The sequence below is a fragment of the Pseudomonas panipatensis genome (genome assembly GCF_900099785.1).
Taxonomy (GTDB): domain Bacteria; phylum Pseudomonadota; class Gammaproteobacteria; order Pseudomonadales; family Pseudomonadaceae; genus Pseudomonas; species Pseudomonas panipatensis.
On record NZ_FNDS01000003.1, the window covers coordinates 181,565 to 206,940 of the forward strand.

A 25,376-nucleotide genomic window follows, 5' to 3' on the forward strand; every position below is an offset into this window, starting at 1 on the left:
GTTTGAATGGCATTCCGCGGATTGATGGCGACGTTCGCCGGCGCTGGCTGCGGCCTTGTGGGCTGGGTATGCTTGCGGGATTCCTCGGCCCGGTCGGCGGGCGAGGCGGATGTGATCAAAGGGGGATGTGTGGAGTTTCTATTGGACTACGCGGGGTTCCTGGCCAGGACCCTCACCGTGCTGGTGGCGGTCGTTGCGGTGCTGCTCGTCGCCGCCGCGTTGCGCAGTCGCGGCCGGCGCTCCGGCGGCCATCTGGACGTGCGCAAGCTCAATGATTTCTACAAGGACCTGCGCGAGCGCCTGCAGAACAGTGTGCTCGACAAGGACAAGCTGAAAGCCCTGCACAAGTCCGAAAGCAAGGCGGCCAAGCAGGCGAAGAAGGCCGGTGCGCAGAAGAGCCGCGTGTATGTGCTGGACTTCGATGGTGACATCAAGGCTTCGGCCACCGAGCATCTGCGCAACGAGATCACCGCGCTGCTCAGCCTGGCCACGCCCAAGGACGAGGTGGTGCTGCGCCTGGAGAGCGGCGGCGGCATGGTCCACAGCTACGGCCTGGCCGCTTCGCAACTGGCGCGTATCCGCCAGGCCGGCGTACCGCTGACGGTGTGCGTGGACAAGGTGGCCGCCAGCGGCGGCTACATGATGGCCTGTATCGGCGAGCGCATCCTCTCCGCGCCCTTCGCCATCATCGGCTCGATCGGCGTGGTCGCCCAGTTGCCCAACGTGCATCGCCTGTTGAAGAAGCACGCGATCGACTTCGAAGTGCTGACCGCCGGCGAGTTCAAGCGCACCTTGACGGTGTTCGGTGAGAACACCGACAAGGGCCGGGAGAAATTCCAGGAAGACCTGGAGACCACCCATGAGCTGTTCAAGAGCTTCGTCGCCCACTACCGGCCGAAGCTGGCCATCGACGAGATCGCCACCGGCGAAGTCTGGCTCGGCCAGGCGGCGCTCGGTCGCAAGCTGGTGGACGAGCTGAAGACCAGCGACGAATACCTGGCCGAGCGCGCGCGCGAGGCCGACGTCTATCAGTTGCAATACATCCAGAAGAAGAGTGTGCAGGAACGCCTCGGCGTCGGCGCCAGCACGGTCATCGACCGGGTGCTGCTGAGCTGGTGGGAGCGCCTGGGGCGCAGCCGTTTCTGGCAGTGAATTCATGCGCGGGCGCCAAGGCGCCCGTGGCGACAGGGTCTATTAAAAGGAGAGCGTGATGAGTGCATTCAAGGCGCTATGGGTCACTGAAAGCCAGCATGGCATCTTCGAGCAGCAGGTGGTCGAGCGTGACACCAGCGAGCTGCCGGCTGGCGAAGTACTGATCCGGGTGCGGTATTCCTCACTGAATTACAAGGACGCCTTGTCCGCCAGCGGCAATCGCGGCGTCACCCGCAAGTACCCGCATACCCCGGGTATCGATGCCGCCGGCGTGGTGGAAGCGTCGTCGGTGAGCGAGTTCGTCCCCGGTGACGAGGTGATCGTCACCGGCTACGACCTGGGCATGAACACCCCCGGTGGCTTCGGCCAGTACATCCGCGTGCCGGCCGCCTGGGTGATCAAGCGTCCGCAGGGCCTGAGCCTGCGCGAGTCGATGATCCTTGGCACCGCTGGCCTGACCGCAGCGCTGTGCGTCGACAAACTGGAACAGGCCGGGGTCACGCCGGCGTCCGGCACCGTGCTGGTCACTGGCGCCAGTGGCGGCGTCGGCAGCATCGCGGTGATGTTGCTGGCGCAGCTCGGCTACAGCGTGGCGGCGTCCACCGGCAAGCTGGAGCAGGCGGAGTTCCTCAATCGCCTGGGCGCGCGGCAGATCATCGATCGCGCCACCGTGGCCGACGGCGTCGACAAACCGCTGCTCAAGGAACTCTGGGCCGGTGCCGTGGACACCGTCGGCGGCGACATCCTGTTCAACGTGGTCAAGTCGCTGCAGTACGGCGGCAGCGTCGCCTGTTGCGGGCTGACCGCCGGCGCCGGCTTCAAGGCCAGCGTGCTGCCGTTCATCCTGCGCGGGGTCAACCTGCTCGGGGTGGATTCGGTGGAGCTGCCGCTGGTGGTCAAGGCCTCCATGTGGGACAAGCTCTCGCTGCAATGGAAGCTGCCGCGCCTGGAGGAGCTGGTGCGCGAGATCAGCCTCGACGAGCTGCCCACGGCGATCCATCAGATCCTTGCCGGCAAGCTGGTCGGCCGCCTGCTGGTCAAGCTCGACTGAGCCTGTAGCGGCTTTCTCCCAGGCCCGCCTTTCCGGCGGGCCTGTCGTTTCTGCCGGCTTCAGTCCAGTTCCGGCAGCAGGTAGCGCGTCCACAGGCTATCGGCGAACTGCGCGCGGAAGAAGCCGAAGTGGCCGATGCGCGGCGCGCCGACCTGTTGCGGGTCGATGCGCGTGTTCACCGTGGGCGCGCCGCGGTAGAAGCTCAGCAGCGATTCGGTGTTGCGCTGCGACATCATTTCATCGTCGGTGAACGACAGCGAAACGATCGGCGTGTCCACCGCGGCGAACGAGCGGCGCATGGCGTCGCCATCGCCCAGCGCGTACTGCGGGTGCAGGCACCAGCGTCGCCACTGTTCGATCACCCCGCGCGGCAGGTCGCCGACCATGCCCAGGCGGCGTCCGGGGAAGTAGCCGAAGAGCGGTGTGAGCAGCGGTGCGATGGCGTACCACAGCAGCCACGCGCGGCGGCGCAGCTGCTCGGCGTTTTCCCTCCAGTAACCGCTGCCGCTGGCGATGCTGAAGGCGCGCTGGATGCGCGCGCGGCCCTCGACGAAGGGCAGGATCTGGCCGCCAAGGCTGTGGCCGATCCAGTACAGCGGCTTGTCGCCGGCAGCCTCGCCCAGTGCGGCGAGTACCGCGCTGCAATCGTGGCGCGCCCAGTCCAGTACATCGACCCGCAGTTTGCGCAGCGGACCGGCGTGGGATTGGCCGATGCCCAGGTAATCGAAGGTCACGGTGAGGTAGCCGCGTTCGGCCAGCCAACTGGCGAAGGCGGCGTAGAAGCGTTGCTCGACCCCCATCGCCGGGGCGATCAGGACGGCCCCCTGGAGGGCGCCTGGCGGCTGGTACCACTGGCTGGCGATGCGCTGGCCGTTACCGTTGTCGAGGGCTTGGGACTGCGGGGCGATCATGCTTCCGGCTCCATTGCGCCGGCGATCTGGTACATCTGCATCATCTGACTCATGGCAACTCCACACGGATTCCTGCATTGAAGATGAGTGCGCGCCAGGGCAGTATACGAAGGCTAGAAATTAATTCTAGAAAAATATTCTAGAAACCCTCAGCAAGGACTCCCATGGGCCGACCCTCCCGCAAAGACGAAATCCTCCAGGCTGCGCTCGCCTGTTTCAGCGAGCACGGGGTGGACGCCACCACCATCGAGATGATCCGCGACCGCTCCGGTGCCAGTATCGGCAGCCTGTATCACCACTTCGGCAACCGCGAGCGCATCATCGGCGCGCTCTACCTGGCCGGCATCGGCCAGTACGCCGCGATGCTCGACGCCGGGCTGGAGGAGGGCATGGGCGCCGAAGCCGTGGTCAGGCTGTTCGTCACCTGCTACATCGACTGGGTGGTGGCGCATCCCGACTGGGCGCGCTTCATCCTGCACAACCGCGGCCGGGTCGAAGCCGGAGAAGTCGGCGAGGTGCTGCGCGAGGCCAACCGCCAGCAAGGGCGGCGCATCGCCGAAATGCTGGCGGTACACCGTGAGGCCGGGGCCTTCCGCGAGCTGCCGTTCGAGCTGTTCCACTCGGTGGTGATCGGCCCGACCCAGGATTTCGTGCGCAACTGGCTGGCCGGGCGCACGCGCGCGCAGCCGGGGGAATACCGCGAGTTGCTGGCGCAGATCGCCTGGGACAGCGTCAGGGCCTGAGCGATACCACGAATCAGTGCGCAGGGCGGGTGACCGTTCGCGATCATCCGCCGATGCCCGCGGAGCCAAGCCTGCAGACATGGGCGGATAGCGCCCGGGGCGTCATGCGTCCTGCCGCCGGTTCGTCGGCCCATGAAAAAGCCCCGCCGAGGCGGGGCTTTTTCATGGCGCTGTCGCTGTCGCTCAGGCCGACTGGCGGCGGCGGAACAGCGGCTGCGGCTGGGTCACCGAGGTCTGGTAGACCTCGCTGAAGTCATCCAGGCTGGCCAGCGCATCCTGCGGGTCGCGGTCGGCGCGGATGGCGTAGGCGTCGAAGCCGCAGCTCTGCATGAAGAACAGCTGGTCGCGCAGGACGTCGCCGATGGCGCGCACTTCGCCCTGGTAGCCGAAGCGCTCGCGCAGCAGGCGCGCGGTGCTGAAGCCGCGGCCGTCGGTGAAGGCCGGGAAGTTCACCGCGATGACCTGGAACTTGTCGAGGTCGGCGGCAATGGCTTCCACTTCTTCATCGGCGTCCAGCCACACGCCCAGGCCACCGTCGCGGCCGCGCAGGGCGGCGCCGTGTTCCAGCCACAGGGCCAGCGGGATGATCACGTCGTCGCTGTTGGGCACGCTTTCCAGGGTGGCGTCCTTGGGCAGCAGGTGCCAGCGGTCGTCGACCACTTCGCGGTGCTTAATGATTCGCTGCATATACGCGCTCCTTGAAGGGGTCGATGCCGATCCGGCGGAAGGTGTCGAGGAAGGCTTCGTCTTCGCTGCGTTGCTCGACGTAGACCTTGATGATCTTCTCGATCACGTCGGCCATCTGCTCCTGGGCGAAGGATGGGCCGAGGATCTGCGCCAGGCTGGCGTCGCGGCTGGCGCTGCCGCCGAGGGACACCTGGTAGAACTCCTCGCCCTTCTTGTCCACGCCGAGAATGCCGATGTGGCCGACGTGGTGGTGGCCGCAGGCGTTCATGCAGCCGGAGATGTTCAGGTCGAGTTCGCCGATGTCGAACAGGTAGTCGAGATCGTCGAAACGGCGCTGGATGGCTTCGGCCACCGGGATCGACTTGGCGTTGGCCAGGGAGCAGAAGTCACCGCCCGGGCAGCAGATGATGTCGGTCAGCAGACCCACGTTCGGCGTGGCGAAGCCGTTCTCGCGCAGTTCGCCCCAGAGGGTGAACAGCTGCGCCTGCTCGACGTCGGCGAGGATGATGTTCTGGTTATGGCTGTTGCGCACCTCGCCGAAGCTGTAGCGCTCGGCCAGGTCGGCGATGGCGTCCAGTTGCTTGTCGGTGACATCGCCGGGTGCGACACCGGTGGGCTTCAGCGACAGGGTCACGGCAACGTAGCCGGGCTTCTTGTGGGCGAAGGTGTTGCGTGTGCGCCAGCGGGCGAAGCCGGGGTGTTCGGCATCCAGTTGGGCGAGGGCGGCGTCCTGGTCGGCCAGGGCCTTGTAGGCCGGATCGACGAAGTGCGCGGCGACGCGTTGCACCTCGGCTTCGGTCAGGGTGCTGGGGCCGTCCTTCAGGTGGGCCCACTCGGCGTCGACGCGCTCGGCGAAGACTTCCGGGGTCAGCGCCTTGACCAGGATCTTGATGCGCGCCTTGTACTTGTTGTCGCGACGGCCATAGCGGTTGTACACGCGCAGGATGGCGTCGAGGTAGGACAACAGGTGCTGCCAGGGCAGGAACTCGTTGATGAAGCTGCCGACGATCGGGGTACGGCCGAGGCCGCCGCCGACGGAAACGCGGAAGCCCAGTTCGCCGGCGGCGTTCTGCACCGCTTCCAGGCCGATGTCGTGGACCTCGATGGCGGCGCGGTCGCTGACGGCGCCGTTCACGGCGATCTTGAACTTACGCGGCAGGTGGGCGAATTCCGGGTGGAAGGTCGACCACTGGCGGATGATCTCGCACCACGGACGCGGGTCCACCAACTCGTCGCGGGCCACGCCGGCGAACTGATCGGTGGTGGTGTTGCGGATGCAGTTGCCGCTGGTCTGGATGGCATGCATCTGCACCGTGGCCAGCTCGGCGAGGATTTCCGGTACGTCTTCCAGCTCCGGCCAGTTGAACTGCACGTTCTGGCGGGTGCTGATGTGGGCGTAGCCCTTGTCGTAGTCGCGGGCGATCTGCGCCAGCTTGCGCACCTGTTTGGCGCTGAGCAGGCCATAGGGTACGGCGACGCGCAGCATGGGCGCGTAACGCTGGATGTACAGGCCGTTCTGCAGACGCAGCGGGCGGAATTCCTCGCCGGTCAGTTCGCCCGCCAGGTAGCGGCGGGTCTGATCGCGGAACTGCTTGACGCGATCCTCTACGATCTTCTGATCGTATTCGTCATATACGTACATGAATAATCCTGCTGTCAGGCTATGCGCTCGGGCGGACTGCGTATCCAAGCGCGCACGGCAACGCGCTCCACGCGGAGTGCCGCGCAAGATACCAGTTGGGGAATATGCGTAAAAGTGAAGTTTGAGTATATGGCGAGAACTTTCTGATCTAAGGAAGGCGTTGAGGGAATTCCTCTACGCCACGGGGCCCGCCGATCTGCTCACGGGCCCCGTGCGACGGCGCCGTTCAGGCCTCGCGGCCATGGGCCGCGGCGCCCAGTTGCGCGGTGTCGACGCGGACGAAGATCGAATCGCCGATGGCGGTCAGCACGTCGCCGGCGTAGACCTCGCAGATGATCCGGCTCTTGCGGCCCAGCTCGCCCTCCACCTTGGCGCGCAGGGTCAGCGGCACGCCCATCGGGGTCGGTTTGATGAACTTGATGCCGAGGTGCCCGGTGACGCAGTCCAGGCGCGGCAGGCTGCCCGGCTCGCGGCCTTCGGCGCGGTAGTGATAGGCCATGGCGGTCCAGTTCGAGTGGCAATCCACCAGCATGGCGATCAGGCCGCCATAGACCAGTTCCGGCCAACCGCTGTACTTGGCCTCGGGCAGGTGCTCGGCCATGACGTGGATACCGTCGTCATGCCAGTAGCTCTTGATGTGCAGTCCGTGGGGGTTGTTGCCACCGCAGCCGTAGCAGATGCCTTCGGGCGCGGCGCGATCTTGCAGGGAAAGGCTATTCATCGCGGGGACTTCTTCTTGTTGGCGCAATCGCGGAAGGGCCAGCCTAACGGCTTTCGGCCGGCAGATGAAGGCGCCGCCGGCGCGCCCGCTTGTCGCCCCCGGCGAGCTGGTCTTAACTGCTCAAGGGTTCCACCGAACAATTCAAAGAATAAGGGGGAGACATGAGCGAAGAACCGCGCACCGAGAACCGTGACGGCCTGGTGGATGCACGCGCCGCGCTGATCCTGATCCTGTTGGTCGTCGCCACCGCGGTTTTCTGGGTCAGCCACCAGTAAGCCGACCTCCCGCACCCTGTCGGGTGCGGGACACTCGCTACAGGCACATGGCTATACTGCGCCGGCTTTTATCGCTGCTGGATATAGAGTCGTGTGTGTTCTGCGCAAAACACTGCTGTTACTGCTCAGCCTGCTGCTTTCCGCCGCCAGCCAGGCGGCATCCGTGGTCTTTCTCGATCCGGGGCGCTCCGACGAGCTCTACTGGGTGAGCTACGTGCGCTTCATGCAGGCGGCGGCCGACGACCTGGGCATGTCCCTGCGCGTGCTCCACGCCGAGCGCGATCCGCAGCGGATGCTGCGGCAGGCGCGTGAGGTGTTGCACGGCGCAAAGCGGCCGGATTACCTGGTGTTCGTCAATGAAAACTACGGCGGCCCGGAAATCCTGCGGCTCTCCGCCGGCACTGGCGTGCGTCTGTTCGCCGTCAACAACAGCCTCACGGCCGACCAGCAACGCATCGCCGGTGGCTCGCGCGAGCGCTATCCGAACTGGATCGGCAGCCTGGTCGCCAACGATGAGCGGGCCGGTTATCTGATGGCCAAGGAATTGCTGCGCACCGGCGCGGCGGCCGGATGGCAACTGGACCTGCTGGCGTTCTCCGGGGTCAAGCAGACGCCGGTGGCGCAATTGCGCGAGCAGGGACTCAAACGCGCCATGGCCGAGTATCCGCAGGCCCGCTTGCTGCAGATGGTCTATGGCGGCTGGGCCCGCCAACGCGCCTATGAGCAGGCGCAACAGCTGTTCAAGCGCTATCCGCAGACCCGCCTGGTGTGGGCGGCGAACGACGAAATGGCCTTCGGCGCCATGCAGGCCGCCAGCGAGCTGGGCCGGGTGCCTGGCAAGGACCTGTTGTTCAGTGGCTTGAACAATTCACCGGCGTTGCTCGAAGCGGCCGCCGATGGGCGAATCAATGCCGCCGTGACGGGGCATTTCACCCTGGGCGGCTGGGCCATGGTGATGCTGTACGACTACCACGCCGGGGTGGATTTCGCCGCCCATGGCGGCAAGGATCGCCAACTGTCGCTGTTCGAGTTGCTCGACAAGCGCCGCGCCAACAGCCTGCGGCAGAACCTGGCACGGCCCGGCTACGGCATCGATTTCCGCGACTTCAGCCTGGCCCTGCACCCCGAGCAGATGCGCTATCGCTTCTCCCTGCGGCCGCTGATCGACTAGGCTCGGCCGCGCACCTCGGCAAGCGCAGCCAGTCGCCGCATGGCGCCTGGGGCTCAGACCCCGGCCAGGTGCAGCACCACTTGCACCACGGCATACAGCAGCAGGACGAAGATCAGGGTGAAGGCGACGCCCAGGACGATGAAATGACTGGGCTTGCCATGGCTGAAGTCGCGCACGCGGTTCTTCCCGCTCTGTACGCCGAAGGCGGCGGCCAGCACGCTTTGCAGCATTTGCCAGAAACTCGGCGGCTTGTTCTGCGGATCGTCGTTCATGATGCCTCCCTGTGCTCTGAGCAAGCATAGCCGCCCCTAGAGTTCGATCTGCGTCCACTGGCGCTTCTGCCACATCACCGCGAAGATCGCCGAGGCCAGCCCGCGCTGGAGAATCTGCATGCTCCAGATCGCCAGCAGGCCGCCGCCCAGCACCGGGCCGACCAGGTAGGCCAGGGGCAGGAAGAACAGCCACTGGTTGCCCAGGCTGACCGCCATCACCGTGCGCGTGGCGCCGGCGCCGAGCAGGGCCTGGGTCAGCACCAGGGCGGTGGCGTCCATGACCATGCCCAGGCCGGTGAACATCAGCGGCACGCGGCCCAGCTCGATCAGTGCCGGGTCGCTGACGAACAGCCGCAGGATGGCTTCCGGGAACATCCAGAACGGCGTGCCGAGCAGTGCCAGTCCGCAGGCCGCGACCTTGACCACGTCCCAGCCCCAGCGGTGCGCGCTGTCGAAGTCGCGCTCGCCCATGCACTGGCTGACCAGGGTGGTGGCGGCCATGCCCAGGCCGATGCCGGGCAGGATCAGGAACAGCGCCAGGTTGATCAGCACGTGGGCGACCGCCAGTTCGCGGGTGCCGACCTGGCCGATGATCCAGAACAGCAGGGTGATGCCGGCGGCGAAGAAAAACTGCTGCAGCGAGTTGGGCAGTGACAGGCGCAGCATCACGCGGATTTCGCGCTCGCTCGGACGCCGCGCGAGGAAACCGTGGTTGCGCGCGTCGCGCCAGGTGATCCAGGCATAGATCGCCGAGCCCAGGTACAGCGCCAGGGTGGTGCCCAGGCCACTGCCGACCGCGCCCAGGTTCGGCAGGCCGAACAGGCCGTGGATCAGGCTGTAGCTCAGCGCGGCATTGGCCAGGTGCATGATCACCAGGGTGCGCATGTACATGCCGGAGCGGCGGGTGCCGTTCCAGTAGCCGCGGAAGGAGAAGTTCAGGCCCACGGCGAGCACCGAGAGCGCGCGCCATTCGAAATAGGGCACGCCGATCGCCAGCACCTGCGGGTCGCCCGAGAGCACGCGCACGATGGGGTCGGCGAACAGCAGGCAGATCAGGGTGATCGGCAGGGCCAGGCCCAGGGCCACCAGCAGGCCGCAGGTCAGCGGCGTGGCCACGTCTCTCTCGCGGCCTTCGCCGCGGCGCCGCGCGACCAGGGCCTGGACCCCGGCGCCCAGGCCCATGACCAGGGAAATGGCGACGAAGTTCGCGTAGCTGCCGATGCCGACGCCGGCCAGGGACTTTTCCCCGAGGTGGCCGACCATGGCGGCATCCACCAGGTTGAGCAGACTCTGACTGAGCATGCCGCCGATGATCGGCAGCCCCAGGCTGAGGATGTTCTGAAGGCGCTGGCGCTCTAGCATGGCGTCCCTGGGCAGTGGTTGACCCGGCGATTATTGGTCGAGGGTGGCAACGTGCCGGTCGCCGCGCACCTGCAGCAAAGACTAGCGCAGCGGCGTGCCGCCCGCCGCGCCGTGGGTCGCCTCAGGGGCGGGCGCCGGGAGCCTCGGCGAGCAGCTGGACATCGGCGAACCACAATTGCTTCCAGCGCTGCACGCGTTCGCCGATGGGCAGGGTCTTGGGCGAAGCTGCCAGGGTTTCGCCGAAGGCCGGGGCGCCTTCGACCACGCGGCTGTTGAGCGCGGCGTAGGTGCGGCCGGCTTCCTCGTAGACGACCCCGATCAGCACGCCGCAGCCGCGGCAGAATAGAAACTCCGCCGTACCGCTACCCTGCCGGTAACGCCCCAGCGCCGCCGGGTCGCGCACCTTGATCCGCAGGCTGCCGGCGGCATCCGACAGATAACTCGCCGCATGCTGGCGGCAGAAGTCGCAATCGCAGGCGCGCGGCTGGTAACTGTGGGGCGGTCGGCTGAGGCCGATCTCCAGGCTCAGGTTGGCGCAATGGCAACTGCCGCGCAGCGTGGTGCCGCTCATGGCGTGCGCAGCAGCAGTCCGGCCAGGCGCTCGGCGTGCTCGCGCAGCTCGGGCACCGCGGTGCTTTCCCAGTGATTGGCGCGCAGCATCGGACTTAGCAGGAACAGGTGCGGATGGGCCTCGCCATTTGCCGCCAGCAGGTGGAAGTCCGCGTCGCTGCGCAGCCCCAGGCAATGCCGGTCCTGCTGAATCACGCCACGGGCCAGCAGGCTTTCCAGCAAGGGCTCGTTGGTTGTGCGCAGATCGGTGCTGGGGCCGGTGCAGTTGATCAGGTAGTCGACCCGTTGTTCTTCCACCCGGGCCGCGCCGCGGCGCCGCCACTGCAGGTGCAGGCCGTCCGCGTCAGCGCGCGCCGACATTATGCGCCCCGCCTGGACCTGCAATTGCCCGCTGGCGCGCAGGTCTGCCATGCGCTGAGCCACCGGCGGCGCCGCGCGGTGGCGGTGGACGTCCCAGTAAGGTTGCAGGTGACGCAGGAAGCGCGCGCGATCCTGGCCATCCAGCCCCTGCCAGAGCAGCGGCGTGACCGGGCGCAAGGCGGCGACGACGTCACGCCAGTCGTGTCCGGTTGTCGCTGCCTTGGCGACGAAGGCGCGCAACTCGCCAAGCAGTGCATTCAGCCGTCCGGGTTGCGCCAGTTCGGCGGGAAGCGTCGGCAGGCTCGGATGCTGGCTGTTATCGCGGTGAGCATGGGGCAGCAGGGCGCGGCGCGACAGGGCCAGCAGCGGCCCGCTGTGGCCATGGTCCTGCAGGGCCAGGGCCATGTCGTACATGGTCAGGCCCGTGCCGAGCAGCAGCACCCTCGCGGTTGCCGGGATCGCCTCCAGCGCGCCTGGGCTCCACGGGTCGCGGATATAGCGCGGGTCTTCACCCAGCGCGTGCAGCGGCGCCGGGGTGGCCGGGGCGAAGTTGCCGGTGGCGATGACGGTGTGGTGGGTGTCCAGGCGCTGCCCGTCGTCCAGTTCGAGAATCACTCGGCCGGCGTCTTCGCGCAGGTCGAGCACTTGCCCGGCGAGGCTGGTGAAGCGCACACCGGCGCGGGCATTGGCGATGGCCTGGCCCAGGCGCGCTTCCAGGTAGTCGCCATACAGGCGGCGGGGCAGGAAGTCGCCAGGACGGGCGCCGGGCATGTGCGTGCGGGCGAATTCGAGGAAGTCGCCGGGACGTTCGGGGAACAGGCTCATGCGCTCGGCCGGCACATTGAGGATATGGCTGGCCGAACGGGTGCCGTAGGCCAGGCCCCTGGCCAGGCGCCCGGAGCGGTTGATCAGGGTGAGTTGCAGCGGCTGGTCGGCCCGCTGCAGCAGTTGGATGGCCAACGCGGTACCACAAAAGCCGCTGCCGATGATGGCGATCTGTTCCACGAGCCCTCCTGTAGCTTCACGAACTGGCGGAAGGTTGCCGGCATGTGACCTGGGAGGCAAGCCCGCCTTTGTCGCAGTGTGCCGCCAACGGCGACACGGCTGCCGCGGCGGCGGTCAGGCTTCCGCCTGGTGCCAGACGTCGCTGAGCGGCTCGACCACGACCTCGCGGCACCAGGGCTGGGACTCCAGCCAGGCGCGCGTCTCGGCACGGTCGTCCTCGCTCAGTGTGCCGCCGTGATGGCACAGGTAGCCGGCGCACTCGTCGCCGTCCACGCTGCCGCCGCCGCCGAACTCCCAGCCATGGGCTTCGACGAAGTCGATCAGGCGGTCGAGCAGGGTGTCTAGGTCGATCTGCGCGTGGTCGTAGCGGAAACTCAGGGAGAAACCGAGCTCCTGGAATTCGCCCAGACGCAGTTTCTTGCGCAGCCGGCGGTTGCGCGGCTTGAGCATTTGGGCGTTAGTCAGGTGTTTCATCGTGCGTTCACTCCCTGCGGGCGATTGGCCGCCAGCATCAGTTGTCGTAGCCGAGGTTCGGCGACAGCCAGCGTTCGCTCACGGCCAGCTCCTGGCCTTTGCGCGCGCTGTAGCTCTGTACCTGGTCCTTGTCGACCTTGCCGACCGCGAAGTACTGCGCCTGCGGGTGGGCGAAGTACCAGCCGCTGACGGCGGCGGCGGGGAACATGGCGTAGTGCTCGGTGAGGGTCACGCCGGAGTTGCCCTGCGGGTCGAGCAGGCTGAACAGGGTGCCTTTCTCGGTGTGGTCCGGGCAGGCCGGGTAGCCGGGGGCCGGGCGGATGCCGACGTACTGCTCGCGGATCAGCGCCTCGTTATCGAGGTGCTCCTCCGGCTGGTAGCCCCAGTATTCCTTGCGCACGCGCTCGTGCAGCCATTCCGCGCAGGCCTCGGCAAGGCGGTCGGCGAGGGCCTTGACCATGATCGCGTTGTAGTCGTCGCCCTTGGCCTCGTAGGCCTTGGCGACTTCCTCGGCGCCGATGCCGGCGGTGGTGATGAAGCCGCCGACGTAGTCGGTCAGGCCGCTGTCCTTGGGCGCGACGAAGTCGGCCAGGGAGAAGTTCGGCTTGCCGTCCGGCTTGATGGTCTGCTGGCGCAGGTGGTGCAGGGTGGCCAGCGTCTCGCCGTGTTCGCCGTAGACTTCCAGGTCGTCATGGTTGACCTGGTTGGCCGGCCAGAAGCCGAAGACCGCCTTGGCGCGGATCAGCTTCTCGTCGATCAGCTTGCGCAGCATCGCCTGGGCGTCGTTGAACAGGGTGGTGGCCGCTTCGCCGACCACCTCGTCGGTGAGGATGCGCGGGTATTTACCGGCCAGGTCCCAGGAGATGAAGAAGGGCGTCCAGTCGATGTACTTGGCCAGCACATCGAGGTCGATGTCGTCGAGCACCTTGATGCCGGTGAAGGAGGGCACCGGCGGGGTGTAGCCGGCCCAGTCGAAGACCGGCTTGGCGGCGATCGCCTGGGCGTAGCTCAGGCGTTCGGTGCGCGCGCTGCGGTTGGCGGTGCGTTCGCGGACTTCGGCGTACTCGCTGCGAATCTTCGCCACGTAGTCGGCTTTCATTTCCTTGGACAGCAGGGTGGTGGCCACGCCCACCGCGCGCGAGGCGTCGGTGACGTAGATCACCGCGTCGTTGCTGTACTGCGGGTCGATCTTCACCGCGGTGTGCGCCTTGGAGGTGGTGGCGCCGCCGATCATCAGCGGCAGGCTGAAGCCCTGGCGCTGCATTTCCTTGGCGACGTGGACCATTTCGTCTAGCGACGGCGTGATCAGCCCGGACAGGCCGATGATGTCGCACTTCTGCTCGCGGGCGGTCTGCAGAATCTTCTCGGCCGGCACCATCACGCCGAGGTCGACGATGTCGTAGCCGTTGCAGCCGAGCACCACGCCGACGATGTTCTTGCCGATGTCGTGCACGTCGCCCTTCACCGTGGCCATGAGGATCTTGCCCTTGGCCTCCGGCTTGTCGCCTTTCTCCGCTTCGATGAAGGGGATCAGGTGGGCCACCGCCTGCTTCATCACGCGGGCGGACTTGACCACCTGCGGGAGGAACATCTTGCCGGCGCCGAACAGGTCGCCGACCACGTTCATGCCGCTCATCAGCGGGCCTTCGATGACCTCGATGGGGCGCGCGCACTTCTGCCGGCACTCCTCGGTGTCTTCGACGATGTAGGTGGTGATGCCCTTGACCAGGGCATGCTCCAGGCGCTTCTCGACGCTATGGCTGCGCCATTCCTCGTCCTCGACTTCCTTCACCGCGCCGCCGCCCTTGTACTTGTCGGCGATGGCCAGCAGGGCCTCGGTGGCATCCGGGCTACGGTTGAGCACCACGTCCTCGACCTTGTCGCGCAGCTCGGCCGGGATCTCGTCGTAGATCTCCAGTTGGCCGGCGTTGACGATGCCCATGGTCAGGCCGTTCTTGATCGCGTAGTAGAGGAAGACCGAGTGGATCGCTTCGCGCACCGGGTTGTTGCCGCGGAACGAGAAGGACACGTTGGACACTCCGCCCGAACTCAGCGCGTAGGGCAGGTGGTCGCGGATGTAGGCGCAGGCGTTGATGAAGTCGACCGCGTAGTTGTTGTGTTCCTCGATGCCGGTGGCCACGGCGAAGATGTTCGGGTCGAAGATGATGTCTTCCGGCGGGAAGCCGACTTCGTTGACCAGGATGTCGTAGGAGCGCTGGCAGATTTCTTCCTTGCGCGCCTGGGTGTCGGCCTGGCCGGCTTCGTCGAAGGCCATCACCACCACGGCGGCGCCGTAGCGCTTGCACAGGCGGGCGTGGTGCTTGAAGGCCTCGACGCCTTCCTTCATCGAGATCGAGTTGACGATGCCCTTGCCCTGGATGCACTTCAGGCCCGCTTCGATCACCTCCCACTTGGAGGAGTCGATCATGATCGGTACGCGCGAGATATCCGGCTCGGAGGCGATCAGATTGAGGAAGGTGACCATCGCCGCCTTCGAGTCGAGCATGCCTTCGTCCATGTTGATGTCGATCACCTGGGCGCCGGCTTCCACCTGCTGCTGGGCGACTTCCAGGGCTTCCGCGTAGTTCTCTTCGCGGATCAGCCGGGCGAACTTCGCCGAGCCGGTGATGTTGGTGCGCTCGCCGACGTTGACGAACAGCGAGTCGCGGTCGATGGTGAACGGCTCCAGGCCGGACAGGCGGCAGGCCTTGGGGATGTCCGGGATGGCGCGCGGCGGGTACTTGGCCACGGCCTGGGCGATGGCCTGGATGTGCGCCGGGGTGGTGCCACAGCAGCCGCCGATGATGTTGAGGAAGCCGCTCTGGGCGAATTCTTCGACCACCACGGCCATCTCCGCCGGGCTTTCGTCGTACTCGCCGAAGGCGTTCGGCAGGCCGGCGTTGGGGTGCGCGGAGACGTGGGTCTCGGCCTTGTTCGCCAATTCTTCCAGGTAGGGGCGCAGCTCCTTGGCGCCGAGGGCGCAGTTCAGCCCCACGGAAATCGGCTTGGCGTGGCGCACCGAGTTCCAGAAGGCCTCGGTGGTCTGCCCGGAGAGGGTGCGTCCGGAGGCGTCGGTGATGGTCCCGGAGATCATGATCGGCAGCTCGACACCGAGTTCCTCGTAGACGCCCTGCACGGCGAAGATCGCCGCCTTGGCGTTGAGGGTGTCGAAGATGGTCTCGATCAGGATCAGGTCGGCGCCGCCCTCGATCAGGCCACGGGTGGCCTCGCTGTAGTTCTCCACCAACTCGTCGAAGGTGACGTTGCGGAAGCCGGGGTCGTTGACGTCCGGGGAGATCGAGCAGGTGCGGCTGGTCGGGCCGAGCACGCCGGCGACGAAGCGCGGCTTGGCCGGGTTCTCGGCGGTCTTGGCGTCGGCCACTTCGCGGGCCAGGCGCGCGCCTTCGACGTTCAGTTCGTAGACCAGTTCTTCCATGCCGTAGTCGGCCTGGGACACGCGGGTAGCGTTGAAGGTGTTGGTCTCGAGGATGTCGGCGCCGGCGTCCAGATAGGCTCTTTCGATCGCCTGGATGACGTCCGGACGGCTCAGCAGCAGCAGGTCGTTGTTGCCCTTGACGTCACTCGGCCAGTCGGCGAAGCGCGCGCCACGGTAGTCCTCTTCCTGCAGCCTGTAGCTCTGGATCATGGTGCCCATGCCGCCATCGAGAATCAGGATGCGCTCCTTCAGGGCTTGCTGGAGGGCTTGCAGGCGAGCGGCGCGGTCGGTCATGGGAACTACCTGGGAAAGGGCGTGACGAAGGGCCGCTGATAATAGCAAAGCTGCAGGGGATTTGATCTGGTCGGGGTTTTGCATGAGCCGCATTCATGTTGATTCGCTCTTTCAGGCGGCGCGATTCCCCCAGGAGCCGGTAGAATCCGCGCATTCGAGAGGTTTGGAGAGTCACATGTCCTTGCGCGCATCCTTTGCGTCGACCATCGCGTTCATGCTGTTGCCCCTGGCTGCCCAGGCGGCGGGGATTTCCTACAGCAAGGACATTCAGCCGATCTTCACCGACAAGTGCGTGGCCTGCCACGCCTGCTACGACTCGCCCTGCCAGCTCAACCTGAGCGCCGCCGAAGGCGCCCAGCGCGGCGCCAACAAGCTGCCGGTGTACGACGCATCGCGCACCAAGGCGCAGGAACCCACCCGGCTGTTCCTCGATGCCCATGGCGCCGATGCCTGGCGCCGCAAGGGCTTCTGGTCGGTACTCGATGGCCGTGGCAACCAGGCGGCGCTGATGGCGCGGATGATCGACCTCGGCCATAGCCACCCGCTGGTGCCCAACGCGAAGATCGCCGACGGCCTGGACCTGTCGATCAACCGCCGCAACCAGTGCCCGACGCCGGAGAGCATCGACGACTTCGTGGAGCAAAACCCGCGCAGCGGCATGCCTTTCGCGGTGACCGGCCTGAGCGACAAGCAATACGCCACCCTCAAGGCCTGGCTGGCGCAGGGCGCGCCGGTCGACGAGCAGCCGATGCAACCGAGCGCCGCCGAGGCGCGGCAGGTCACCGACTGGGAGAACTTCCTCAATCAGCGCGGCGCCCGCGAAACCCTGGTATCGCGCTGGCTCTACGAGCACCTGTTCCTCGCGCACCTGTATTTCAGCGAGAACGGCACGCCAGGGCACTTCTTCCAGGTGGTGCGCTCGCGCACCCCGAGCGGACTGCCCATCGATCCCGTCGCCGCGCGCCGCGCCAATGAAGACCCGGGCACCGAGTTCTATTACCGCCTGTGGCCCATCCAGGGGGTGATCGTGCACAAGACGCACATCACCTATCCGCTCTCGTCGGCCAAGCTGGCGCACGTCCGCGAGCTGTTCTTCTCCGGCAACTGGCAGGCCGACAAGGTGCCGGGCTATGGTCCGAAGCACCGCGCCAACCCCTTCGAGACCTTCGCCGCCATCCCGGCGCAGGCGCGCTATCAGTTCATGCTGGACAACGCCGAGTACTTCGTCCGCACCTTTATCCGCGGCCCGGTGTGTCGTGGGCAGATCGCCACCGACGTGATCCGCGACAACTTCTGGACGCTCTTCCAGGACCCGCGGCATGACCTTTACCTCACGGACCCGGTGTTCCGCGAAAAGGCGACGCCCTTGCTGGCGCTGCCCGGACTGATCGACGACATGGGCCAGATGCTGTTGCAGTGGACCACCTACCGCGACAAACGCAACGAGTACGAGAAGCTGCGCCTGATCGCCTACCAGGGCGCGCCGGTGCCGACCTGGGCGGACATCTGGCGCGGCAACGACAACGCCTTGCTCTCGGTCTTCCGCCAGTACGACAGCGCCTCGGTGCGCAAGGGCCTGATCGGTGGCGTGCCGCAGACCATCTGGTGGATGGACTACCCGCTGCTGGAGCGCACCTACTACGGCCTGGTGGCCAACTTCGACGTCTTCGGCAACGTCTCGCACCAGGCGCAGACGCGGCTGTACTTCGACCTGATCCGCAATGGCGCCGAGCAGAACTTCCTCCGCCTGATGCCGGTGGCGGCGCGCGGGCCGCTGCTCGACGACTGGTACCAGAACAGCGGCAAGCTGAAGATGTGGATGGACTACCAGAACCTCGACTATGGCATGCCGACCGGCCTCGACTTGCCGGCGGTCGGCGCCAAGAACGCCTTCGCCAGCCAGTTGCTGACCCGTTACGCCAGCCTCAACGCGCGTCCCGACCCGATCAACCTCTGCCGTAACGGCGGCTGCTACCGCAGCGGCGTGGTGCGGCCGCTGCAGGACGCCGAGCAGGCCTTCAGCCGCCTGGTCAGCCGCCCGGCGGCCGGGCTCAAAGTGATCGAGCAATTCCCCGAGGCGACCATGCTGCGGGTGGAGCTGGCCGACGGTAAGCGCGAGATCTACACCGTGCTGCGCAACCGCGCGCACAGCAACGTCGCCTTCATGCTCGGCGAGTCGCTGCGCTACCAGCCAGGTCTGGACACCCTGACCATCTACCCTGGCGTGCTCTCCAGCTACCCCAACTTCATGTTCGACCTGAAGGCCGGGGAGGCCGAAGACTTCGTCGCGGCGCTGGAAAAGGTCCAGGTCCAGGCCGACTTCGACAAGGTCGTCGAGCGCTGGGGCATCCGCCGCAGCAACCCGCAATTCTGGTTCTACTTCCACGACCTCGATGCCTACCTGCGCGAGACCGAGCCGGCGGAAGCGGGCATCCTCGACATGAACCGCTACGAGAACCTCTGAGCCGCCGCCGAGCGCCGCGAACCCCGGCGCCGCTCCGCGAGCGCAGGGGTTTCGCGGGCGCGGCGCGGCCCTTCCCGATGGGCGCGGCGCGCCAGGATAGCTGCGAATTATTCCTACCAAATTGGTAGGCCTTTATCCGGGTGGGGGGATTGGCGTACACTGGCGCCACGTTTGCGAGGAGTTGCCATGAGCGCCATCACCATTACCGAAGCCGCCCAGGAATACCTGGCCGAACTGCTGGCCAAGCAGGACACCCCCGGCATCGGCATTCGTATCTTCATTACCCAGCCGGGCACCCAGTACGCGGAAACCTGCATCGCCTACTGCAAGCCGAGCGAGCAGAAGCCGGAAGACACCCCGGTCGGCCTGAAGGACTTCACCGCCTGGATCGACGCTGTCAGCGAACCCTTCCTGGAAGACGCGGTGGTCGACTATGCCACCGACCGCATGGGCGGCCAGCTGACCATCAAGGCGCCGAACGCCAAGGTGCCGATGGTCAACGAAGACAGTCCGATCAGCGAACGCATCAACTACTACCTGCAGACCGAGATCAACCCCGGTCTGGCCAGCCACGGCGGTCAGGTCAGCCTGGTCGACGTGGTCGAGGACAACATCGCCGTGCTGCGCTTCGGCGGTGGTTGCCAGGGCTGCGGCATGGTCGACATGACCCTCAAGGACGGCGTCGAGAAGACCCTGGTCGAGCGCATCCCCGAGCTGAAAGGCGTGCGCGACGTCACCGACCACAGCAACAAGGAAAACGCCTACTACTGAGTGGCAGGCGTTTTCGGCGAAAAGGCGGCCCATGGGCCGCCTTTTTTCGTTGACGGATTCGTCCTCGCCAACAGGCGCCAGCGCCTGATCCGTCCGCCGTGGGCTCAGGCGTTCGCTGCCTGCCGCCGCCGTGCCGGCCAGAACAGCGCCAGGGCGAACAGCAGCACCGGCCATACCAACAGGTTCACCGCGTGCCAGCCAAGGCTGGTGATCAATGCGCCGGAGCTGAACGACATCAGCGCGGCCATCACGCTATTGCCCTGTTCCATCAGACCCTGGGCCTGGCCGCGTTCGGCCTCGCCGTGGCCTTCGCCGAGCAAGTGGGTGCCGGCCACCAGCATGAGGTTCCAGCCCATGCCCAGCAGCAGCGAGCTGAGCAGAAAGAGCGTGCTCGACAGGCCCGCCAGGGCGACGGCCGCGCTGCTGGCCAGCAAGACCATGCCGAGCAGGCTGACGCGGCGGTTGCCGAGGCGGTCCACCAGCGGTCCGGCGATGAAGGCAGGCAGGAACATGCCCAGCAGGTGCCACTGGATGACGTCGGCGGCGCGCGCCAGTGGCAGACCGCAGAACTGCATGGCCAGCGGCGTGGCGTTCATGATCAGGATCATCAGGCCGTGGCCGGCGGCGGTGCAGGCCATGGCTGCGCGCACCTGGGGTCGGCCTAGCAGCTCGCGTGCGCTGGTCAGCCCGGCGCGTGGCGGACGGGGCGCCGCGCCCTGTGGCAGGCGGCTGGTGATCAGCAGGCCGAGCAGGGCGAGTCCGGCAATGGCCAGATAGGCACCGACGAAGGGCGTCGGCAGCGCAGCGCGCGCCCACAGCGCCAGGCTCGGGGCGAGCAGGGCGGCGAGCACGCCGCCGCCGATCACCCAGGCGCTGGCACGGCCCCTCTGCGCCGCGCCGACGGCTTCCAGCGCGGCGAAGCGGTAATACATGGCCGACGCCTGGTAGACGCCGATCGGCAGGGCACCGAGACAAAGCCAGGCGAAGTCGCCGAGCTGCACGCCAAGGGCGCAGAGCAGCCCGCCGAACACACCGCTGGCGGCGCCGAGCATCAGTCCGCGGCGGCGGCCGTGGCGCTGCATGAACAGCGACAGCGGTTGGACCGCGAGCAGGTTGCCCAGCACCAGCAGGGCCAGCGGCAGGGTCGCCAGGCTGTTCAGCGGCGCCAGTTGCGCACCGATCAGCGCGGTCAGGGTGATGCCGATCAGCGAGCAGGACCAGTACAGCGCCTGAGCGAGGAACAGCAGGCGCAGCGTCGCATTGCGCAGGAGCAGCATCATCGCCTGCTCATGCCTGGCAGCCGGCAGGCTTGAGCACGCGCTGGCACGACGCCGGATGGCGGCGCAGGGCGTCGGCCGGGCGCCGCGGCCGCGCCAGCAGTTCGCCGCCGCAGTTCGGGCAGTGGCCGCCGAGCACCGCCTCGGCACAGGCGCGGCAGAAGGTGCATTCGAAGGAACAGATGCGCGCCTCGGCGCTATCGCCGGGCAGATCGCGGTCGCAGCATTCGCAGTTGGGGCGCAGTTCGAGCATGGCGAAGACCTTCTTGCCAGGGGAGGTGGATCAGGCGCCGGCCAGCAGGCCGAAGCGCTCGGCATATTCCTGCGGGCTCACCGCCAGGTGCTTGTGGAAGCTGCGCCGCAGGTTCTCCGGATGACCGAAACCGCACAGCCGCGCCACCGTGCCGATCGACGCCTGGGCATCCTGCAACAGGGCGCGCGCGGCCTCGACACGGACGCGTTCGACATAGCGCCCCGGCGCCACGCCCAGCTCGTTGATGAACACCCGCGACAGCGTGCGCGGGCTCATGCAGGCCTGCTCGGCCAGCGCCTCCAGCGACAGGTCGGCGCCGAGGTGGGCGGGAATCCACTCCAGCAGCGCGGCCAGCCGCGGCGCGCGCACCGGCTCCGGGGTCAGCCAGGCGCTGAACTGCGCCTGGCCGCCGGGCCGCTTGAGGAACATCACCAAGCGCCGCGCCACCGCCAGCGCCAGGGGCCGGCCAAGGTCGGCCTCGACCAGCGCCAGGGCCAGGTCGATGCCGGCGGTGACGCCGGCCGAGGTGAACACATGGTCGTCGCCATCGCGCCGGCTCGGGTCATAGGTATGCAGGCGGTCGCCCTGCACCTGCACGGCGGGGTAACCGTCGCGCAGGGCGTCGACATCGGCCCAATGGGTGGTCGCGGAGCGCCCGTCGAGCACCCCGGCGGCGGCCAGCAACAGGGCGCCGGAGCACACCGAGCCGAGCCGGCGGGTGCGCGCTTCGGCCTGGCGCAGCCACGCCAGCAGGGCCGGGTTCGCGCATTGCGCGTCGACGCCCAGGCCGCCAGGCACCAGCAGGGTGTCGAGGCTGGCGGGGTCGGTTGCGCTCCAGGCGGCGTCGGCGCAGATGCGCAGCCCGGCGGAAGTGGCCACCGGCGTCGCTGCCTCGCCCAGCACCAGCAGCGCGTAAGCGGCCGGCAAGCCCTGGCGCTGGCGTTCGACATTGGCCGAGGCGAACACCTGCAGCGGCCCGGTGACGTCCAGGCTCATGACCTCGGGGTAGATCAGACAGGCGATGCGGCGTGGCGTGTCCATGGCGGGCCTCGATGGGGACTGCGCTCAGTGTGTGACCAAGCGGCATTGGCGACAATGACAGATGCCCCACGAATCTTGCCATTTCCCGGCGACTCGCGGAAACGCGCCGGCCCACGAACGAAAAAGCCCGGCACGGGGCCGGGCTTTTTCTGGACAGCGACTTCGGGATGGCGATCGGGGCTTATTCAGGCATCCGCCAATCCTGCAGGTCGTAGCCTTCGCGGTTCAGCTCCTCGCGGGCATGGATCAGCAGGTCCGCCAGTTGCTCGCGGTTGGAGTAGGCCGAACTGGGAATGCGCGTCAGGCCGAGCAGACGGGTACCGGTGCGGTCGAGGACCGACAGGTCGAGGCTGCCGTCGCCACCCTGGTCGACCCAGGTGACGCAATTGAAGGGTTGGAAGGCTCGTCCAGTGATCAGCAGAGCCTCGTTGAATCGAAGGGTAGCGTTCATGGTTTGCTCTCTCTGCGCAGTTAATCCATCGCTGCCGGTTGGAAACCGCAACGTGCGTGCGGTTCCCCTGGGTTCAGGCAATGGATGCGCGCAGCCGGGGCGAAAGTCACAGCCCCTGTCGCTTTTGTGAACAATCTTGTCGCCTTCAAAACCGGCCGATTGCCGGCGATCTTCTGTGAAGTCGAGGCGAACCGCTCTACCACGGGGCTTGTGGCGAAACGCCGGGCTGCGCCGATCCGCCGCAGGGATCGCGCGCACATGGTCCGGCCAGCGGGTGTCGCCGTGGCGTCGTGACAGCCGGGGCAGGGCGCAGGAAGATAGGCGCCTTTCGCATCCCGACGATGCCCAGGAGGACAGATGGACATTCGCTGCGACTTCGACAGCGGCAACATTCAGGTCATCGACGCCAGCGACCCGCAGCGCGTGCTGCTGGCGCTACGCCCAGACCTCAAGAGCCCGCACTTCCAATGGTTCCATTTCCGCGTCGATGGCCTGCAGCCCGGTCAGCGCTATGGCTTCAGCCTGACCAACGCCGGGCAGTCGAGCTATACCGGCGGCTGGCCGGGCTATCGCGCGCTGGCCTCCTACGACCAGCGCGACTGGTTCCGCGTGCCCAGCGAATACGATGGGCAGGCCCTGCATTTCAGCCTCGACGCCGAGCGGCCGCAGGCCTGGTTCGCCTACTTCGAGCCCTACAGCCGCGAACGCCATGCGGCGCTGATCGAGCGTGCGCTGAAGCAGGACGGCGTCGAACTGCTGGCCAGCGGCAACAGCCTCGAAGGCCGCGACATCCCGCTGCTGCGCGTGCGCCGCAACCCGCAGGCAACGCGCAAGCTGTGGCTGATCGCCCAGCAGCATCCCGGCGAGCACATGGCCGAATGGTTCATGGAAGGCCTGATCGAACGCCTGGAACGGCGCGACGACCCGGAGCTGGAGCACCTGCTGGCGCACGCCGAGCTGTACCTGGTGCCGAACATGAACCCCGATGGGGCCTTCCGCGGCCACCTGCGCACCAATGCCGCCGGCACCGACCTCAACCGCGCCTGGCAGGCGCCCAGCGCCGAGGCCAGCCCGGAAGTGCTGTTCGTCCAGGCGCAGATGCGCCGCCATGGCGTGGACCTGTTCCTCGACATCCATGGCGACGAGGAGATTCCCTACGTGTTCGCCGCCGGCTGCGAAGGCAACCCCGGCTACACGCCGCGCCAGGCCCATCTGGAGCAGGCCTTCCGCGAGCGCCTGGAAGCCCGCGGCGAGTTCCAGAGTGTCCACGGCTACCCGCGGAGCGCGCCGGGCCAGGCCAACATGAGCCTGGCCTGCAACTTCGTCGGGGAAACCTACCAGTGCCTGGCGCTGACCCTGGAAATGCCGTTCAAGGACCACGACCTGGCGCCCGATGCCCGCCACGGCTGGAGCGGCGAGCGCGCCAAGCGCCTGGCCGGCGCCGTGCTCTCGACCCTGGCGAGCCTGGTGCTGGATTTGCGCTGACTGGCATCTTTGCCGCCGCGTGCTAGTCCAAAGAATGAGCACATCGCATGCGGAGGTATCCATGACCAGTACACGCAAGCTGCTGACCCCCCAGGAAATCGAGGGCCTGCAGGAACGCATGGACAGCAACGGCGAGCTGGATTTCCGCGAGCGCCGCGAAGTCCGCAAGAACCGCGCCGGCGCCCAGCGCCTGCGGCCGCTGCCGCTATCGTTCTAGCTTGACCAGCACGCCGCCCGGCCATGCCCGGGCGCGCGTCAAACGCTGGCTGGGCACAGCCTCCCGAGGCAGGCCGGGGAGGGCAAGTGGCCATTACTCGGATTTTTCATCTCGTTGTAATAAGACGTACATATTCTAGGCTTTAAATCATCCCGTCTTCTCACCGCTGGGGTGTTTCCCGGCTCTCCTCCCATACTGAGGTATTGACGTGATGCTGCTAAGCAAAACCCGCCTGTCCGTCCTGCTGGCTTCGCTCGCCCTGAGCGGCCTGGCCCATGCCACCGACGTCACCGGTGCCGGCTCCAGCTTCGTTTATCCGGTCCTGTCCAAGTGGTCCCAGGACTACAGCAAGGCCTCCAGCAATCGCATCAACTACCAGTCGATCGGCTCCGGCGGCGGCATCGCCCAGATCAAGGCAGCCACCGTTGACTTCGGCGCCTCCGACGCCCCGCTGTCCGCCGACGACCTGAAGGCAGCCGGCCTGGGCCAGTTCCCCAGCGTCATCGGCGGCATCGTGCCGGTGGTCAACCTCGAAGGCGTCGAGCCGGGCAAACTGCGCCTGGACGGCGAAGTCCTGGCCAAGATCTTCATGGGCAGCATCACCGAGTGGAACGACCCGGCCATCGCCGCGCTGAACCCCGGTCTGAAACTGCCGACCGCGAAGATCACCGTGGTACACCGTTCGGACGGCTCGGGCACCTCCTTCAACTTCACCAACTACCTGGCCAAGGCCAGCGCTGACTGGAAAGCCAAGGTCGGCTTCGGCACCACCGTACCCTGGCCGGTCGGCATGGGCGGCAAGGGCAACGAAGGCGTCTCCGCCTACGTCAAGCAGATCAAGAACTCGATCGGCTACGTCGAATACGCCTACGCCCTGCAGAACAAGATGTCCTACACCACTCTGCAGAACGCCGCTGGCAAGTTCGTCCAGCCCAGCGCCAAGAGCTTCCAGGCCGCGGCTGACACCGCCGACTGGTCCAACGCCCAGGACTTCAACCTGATCATGACCAACGCGCCTGGCGACAGCGCATGGCCGATCACCGCCACCACCTGGATCATCATGTACAAGCAGCCGAAGAACGCCGAGCAAGCCAAGGCCGCCTTCGACTTCTTCAAGTGGTCCCTGGAGAACGGCCAGCAGCAGGCCGCTTCCCTCGACTACGTTGCTCTGCCGGAGTCCCTGGTCAAGCGCATCGAAGGCTACTGGAAGTCTGACTTCGCTCGCTGATAGGTGATGAAACAGGACCGCCGCCCGGGTTACCTCGAGCGGCGGTTCGCTTGCTTGGATAAA

23 protein-coding genes are annotated in these 25,376 nt (G+C 66.8%); 9 read left to right on the plus strand and 14 right to left on the minus strand.

What is annotated here, in order from left to right:
- Window positions 1-129 precede the first annotated feature (129 nt).
- Window positions 130-1,152 (plus strand): protease SohB, encoded by a 1,023-nt coding sequence (sohB, locus tag BLQ74_RS08715; RefSeq protein WP_090262162.1) that lies wholly within the window; start codon window positions 130-132, stop codon window positions 1,150-1,152.
- A gap of 58 nt (window positions 1,153-1,210) precedes the next feature.
- On the plus strand, window positions 1,211-2,203 hold the full coding sequence (locus BLQ74_RS08720; RefSeq protein WP_090262163.1) for a YhdH/YhfP family quinone oxidoreductase: 993 nt from the start codon (window positions 1,211-1,213) through the stop codon (window positions 2,201-2,203).
- Between the two features lie 59 nt (window positions 2,204-2,262).
- Here BLQ74_RS08720 and BLQ74_RS08725 read toward each other — a convergent pair whose 3' ends face one another.
- Window positions 2,263-3,114 carry an alpha/beta hydrolase family protein gene (locus BLQ74_RS08725; RefSeq protein WP_090262164.1) on the minus strand — a complete coding sequence of 284 codons (852 nt, stop codon included), beginning with the start codon at window positions 3,112-3,114 and terminating at the stop codon, window positions 2,263-2,265.
- Window positions 3,115-3,278: 164 nt separating this feature from the next.
- Between BLQ74_RS08725 and BLQ74_RS08730 the strand changes: the two genes are divergently transcribed.
- A complete protein-coding gene (locus BLQ74_RS08730) occupies window positions 3,279-3,857 on the plus strand; it encodes a TetR/AcrR family transcriptional regulator (RefSeq protein ID WP_090262165.1) in 579 nt (192 codons plus the stop codon).
- 183 nt (window positions 3,858-4,040) lie between these two features.
- On the opposite strand, the gene BLQ74_RS08735 is transcribed toward BLQ74_RS08730, so the two are convergent.
- The 3 genes from BLQ74_RS08735 to BLQ74_RS08745 form a co-directional block, all read right to left on the minus strand.
- The gene (locus BLQ74_RS08735) at window positions 4,041-4,544 is read right to left on the minus strand and encodes a DUF934 domain-containing protein (RefSeq protein ID WP_090262166.1); all 504 of its coding nucleotides are present in this window, start codon (window positions 4,542-4,544) and stop codon (window positions 4,041-4,043) included.
- Window positions 4,528-6,186: a nitrite/sulfite reductase gene (locus BLQ74_RS08740; RefSeq protein WP_090262167.1), complete on the minus strand. Its 1,659-nt coding sequence runs from the start codon at window positions 6,184-6,186 to the stop codon at window positions 4,528-4,530. Before BLQ74_RS08740 ends, BLQ74_RS08735 begins: the two co-directional genes overlap by 17 nt.
- Window positions 6,187-6,412: 226 nt before the next feature.
- Window positions 6,413-6,907: a PaaI family thioesterase gene (locus BLQ74_RS08745; RefSeq protein WP_090262168.1), complete on the minus strand. Its 495-nt coding sequence runs from the start codon at window positions 6,905-6,907 to the stop codon at window positions 6,413-6,415.
- 366 nt (window positions 6,908-7,273) lie between these two features.
- Between BLQ74_RS08745 and BLQ74_RS08750 the strand changes: the two genes are divergently transcribed.
- Window positions 7,274-8,353: an ABC transporter substrate-binding protein gene (locus BLQ74_RS08750; protein WP_425287486.1), complete on the plus strand. Its 1,080-nt coding sequence runs from the start codon at window positions 7,274-7,276 to the stop codon at window positions 8,351-8,353.
- 53 nt (window positions 8,354-8,406) lie between these two features.
- Here the strand turns inward: BLQ74_RS08750 and BLQ74_RS08755 are convergent, their stop codons facing one another.
- The 6 genes from BLQ74_RS08755 to metH form a co-directional block, all read right to left on the minus strand.
- The gene (locus BLQ74_RS08755; RefSeq protein ID WP_090262169.1) at window positions 8,407-8,625 is read right to left on the minus strand and encodes a DUF2970 domain-containing protein; all 219 of its coding nucleotides are present in this window, start codon (window positions 8,623-8,625) and stop codon (window positions 8,407-8,409) included.
- A 36-nt stretch (window positions 8,626-8,661) separates the two neighbouring features.
- Window positions 8,662-9,987: an MATE family efflux transporter gene (locus BLQ74_RS08760; RefSeq protein WP_090262170.1), complete on the minus strand. Its 1,326-nt coding sequence runs from the start codon at window positions 9,985-9,987 to the stop codon at window positions 8,662-8,664.
- A 121-nt stretch (window positions 9,988-10,108) separates the two neighbouring features.
- A complete protein-coding gene (locus tag BLQ74_RS08765) occupies window positions 10,109-10,558 on the minus strand; it encodes a GFA family protein (protein ID WP_090262171.1) in 450 nt (149 codons plus the stop codon).
- Window positions 10,555-11,922, minus strand: coding sequence for an FAD/NAD(P)-binding protein (locus BLQ74_RS08770; RefSeq protein ID WP_170842781.1), 1,368 nt, complete (start codon window positions 11,920-11,922; stop codon window positions 10,555-10,557). The genes BLQ74_RS08765 and BLQ74_RS08770 overlap by 4 nt, the downstream gene beginning before the upstream one ends.
- 114 nt (window positions 11,923-12,036) lie before the next feature.
- Entirely contained in the window at window positions 12,037-12,396 is a 360-nt protein-coding gene (locus BLQ74_RS08775) for a 50S ribosome-binding protein YggL (protein ID WP_090262173.1), read from the minus strand.
- 37 nt (window positions 12,397-12,433) lie between these two features.
- Window positions 12,434-16,126: a methionine synthase gene (gene metH / locus BLQ74_RS08780; protein WP_090262174.1), complete on the minus strand. Its 3,693-nt coding sequence runs from the start codon at window positions 16,124-16,126 to the stop codon at window positions 12,434-12,436.
- Between the two features lie 214 nt (window positions 16,127-16,340).
- On the opposite strand from metH, the gene BLQ74_RS08785 reads away from it, so the two are divergent.
- On the plus strand, window positions 16,341-18,590 hold the full coding sequence (locus tag BLQ74_RS08785) for a fatty acid cis/trans isomerase (protein WP_244507170.1): 2,250 nt from the start codon (window positions 16,341-16,343) through the stop codon (window positions 18,588-18,590).
- A 186-nt stretch (window positions 18,591-18,776) separates the two neighbouring features.
- A complete protein-coding gene (gene nfuA / locus BLQ74_RS08790; protein WP_090262176.1) occupies window positions 18,777-19,361 on the plus strand; it encodes a Fe-S biogenesis protein NfuA in 585 nt (194 codons plus the stop codon).
- A 104-nt stretch (window positions 19,362-19,465) separates the two neighbouring features.
- On the opposite strand, the gene BLQ74_RS08795 is transcribed toward nfuA, so the two are convergent.
- From BLQ74_RS08795 to BLQ74_RS08810, 4 genes are all read right to left on the minus strand, one after another.
- Window positions 19,466-20,635, minus strand: coding sequence for an MFS transporter (locus BLQ74_RS08795; protein WP_090262429.1), 1,170 nt, complete (start codon window positions 20,633-20,635; stop codon window positions 19,466-19,468).
- A gap of 13 nt (window positions 20,636-20,648) precedes the next feature.
- Window positions 20,649-20,891 carry a DUF1272 domain-containing protein gene (locus BLQ74_RS08800; protein WP_090262177.1) on the minus strand — a complete coding sequence of 81 codons (243 nt, stop codon included), beginning with the start codon at window positions 20,889-20,891 and terminating at the stop codon, window positions 20,649-20,651.
- A 30-nt stretch (window positions 20,892-20,921) separates the two neighbouring features.
- Complete coding sequence (locus BLQ74_RS08805) at window positions 20,922-21,932, minus strand: GlxA family transcriptional regulator (RefSeq protein WP_090262178.1); 1,011 nt, start codon at window positions 21,930-21,932, stop codon at window positions 20,922-20,924.
- Window positions 21,933-22,113: 181 nt separating this feature from the next.
- A complete protein-coding gene (locus BLQ74_RS08810; RefSeq protein WP_090262179.1) occupies window positions 22,114-22,383 on the minus strand; it encodes a hypothetical protein in 270 nt (89 codons plus the stop codon).
- Window positions 22,384-22,740: 357 nt separating this feature from the next.
- Between BLQ74_RS08810 and BLQ74_RS08815 the strand changes: the two genes are divergently transcribed.
- The 3 genes from BLQ74_RS08815 (at window position 22,741) to pstS (ending at window position 25,313) form a co-directional block, all read left to right on the plus strand.
- On the plus strand, window positions 22,741-23,868 hold the full coding sequence (locus tag BLQ74_RS08815; protein WP_090262180.1) for a M14 family metallopeptidase: 1,128 nt from the start codon (window positions 22,741-22,743) through the stop codon (window positions 23,866-23,868).
- Between the two features lie 61 nt (window positions 23,869-23,929).
- Window positions 23,930-24,085, plus strand: a complete 156-nt coding sequence (locus BLQ74_RS27415; protein WP_170842782.1) for a hypothetical protein — start codon at window positions 23,930-23,932, stop codon at window positions 24,083-24,085.
- 211 nt (window positions 24,086-24,296) lie between these two features.
- Window positions 24,297-25,313, plus strand: coding sequence for a phosphate ABC transporter substrate-binding protein PstS (gene pstS / locus BLQ74_RS08820; protein ID WP_090262181.1), 1,017 nt, complete (start codon window positions 24,297-24,299; stop codon window positions 25,311-25,313).
- The last annotated feature ends 63 nt before the right edge of the window (window positions 25,314-25,376 follow it).

Bases quoted from the DNA above. Each gene is read 5' to 3' on its own strand.
- BLQ74_RS08720 (WP_090262163.1), top strand. From the start codon at position 1,211: ATGAGTGCATTCAAGGCGCTATGGGTCACTGAAAGCCAGCATGGCATC.
- BLQ74_RS08725 (WP_090262164.1), bottom strand. From the start codon at position 3,114: ATGATCGCCCCGCAGTCCCAAGCCCTCGACAACGGTAACGGCCAGCGC.
- BLQ74_RS08730 (WP_090262165.1), top strand. From the start codon at position 3,279: ATGGGCCGACCCTCCCGCAAAGACGAAATCCTCCAGGCTGCGCTCGCC.
- BLQ74_RS08735 (WP_090262166.1), bottom strand. From the start codon at position 4,544: ATGCAGCGAATCATTAAGCACCGCGAAGTGGTCGACGACCGCTGGCAC.
- BLQ74_RS08740 (WP_090262167.1), bottom strand. From the start codon at position 6,186: ATGTACGTATATGACGAATACGATCAGAAGATCGTAGAGGATCGCGTC.
- BLQ74_RS08745 (WP_090262168.1), bottom strand. From the start codon at position 6,907: ATGAATAGCCTTTCCCTGCAAGATCGCGCCGCGCCCGAAGGCATCTGC.
- BLQ74_RS08755 (WP_090262169.1), bottom strand. From the start codon at position 8,625: ATGAACGACGATCCGCAGAACAAGCCGCCGAGTTTCTGGCAAATGCTG.
- BLQ74_RS08760 (WP_090262170.1), bottom strand. From the start codon at position 9,987: ATGCTAGAGCGCCAGCGCCTTCAGAACATCCTCAGCCTGGGGCTGCCG.
- BLQ74_RS08765 (WP_090262171.1), bottom strand. From the start codon at position 10,558: ATGAGCGGCACCACGCTGCGCGGCAGTTGCCATTGCGCCAACCTGAGC.
- BLQ74_RS08775 (WP_090262173.1), bottom strand. From the start codon at position 12,396: ATGAAACACCTGACTAACGCCCAAATGCTCAAGCCGCGCAACCGCCGG.
- metH (WP_090262174.1), bottom strand. From the start codon at position 16,126: ATGACCGACCGCGCCGCTCGCCTGCAAGCCCTCCAGCAAGCCCTGAAG.
- BLQ74_RS08785 (WP_244507170.1), top strand. From the start codon at position 16,341: ATGCTGTTGCCCCTGGCTGCCCAGGCGGCGGGGATTTCCTACAGCAAG.
- nfuA (WP_090262176.1), top strand. From the start codon at position 18,777: ATGAGCGCCATCACCATTACCGAAGCCGCCCAGGAATACCTGGCCGAA.
- BLQ74_RS08800 (WP_090262177.1), bottom strand. From the start codon at position 20,891: ATGCTCGAACTGCGCCCCAACTGCGAATGCTGCGACCGCGATCTGCCC.
- BLQ74_RS08805 (WP_090262178.1), bottom strand. From the start codon at position 21,932: ATGGACACGCCACGCCGCATCGCCTGTCTGATCTACCCCGAGGTCATG.
- BLQ74_RS08810 (WP_090262179.1), bottom strand. From the start codon at position 22,383: ATGAACGCTACCCTTCGATTCAACGAGGCTCTGCTGATCACTGGACGA.
- BLQ74_RS08815 (WP_090262180.1), top strand. From the start codon at position 22,741: ATGGACATTCGCTGCGACTTCGACAGCGGCAACATTCAGGTCATCGAC.
- BLQ74_RS27415 (WP_170842782.1), top strand. From the start codon at position 23,930: ATGACCAGTACACGCAAGCTGCTGACCCCCCAGGAAATCGAGGGCCTG.
- pstS (WP_090262181.1), top strand. From the start codon at position 24,297: ATGCTGCTAAGCAAAACCCGCCTGTCCGTCCTGCTGGCTTCGCTCGCC.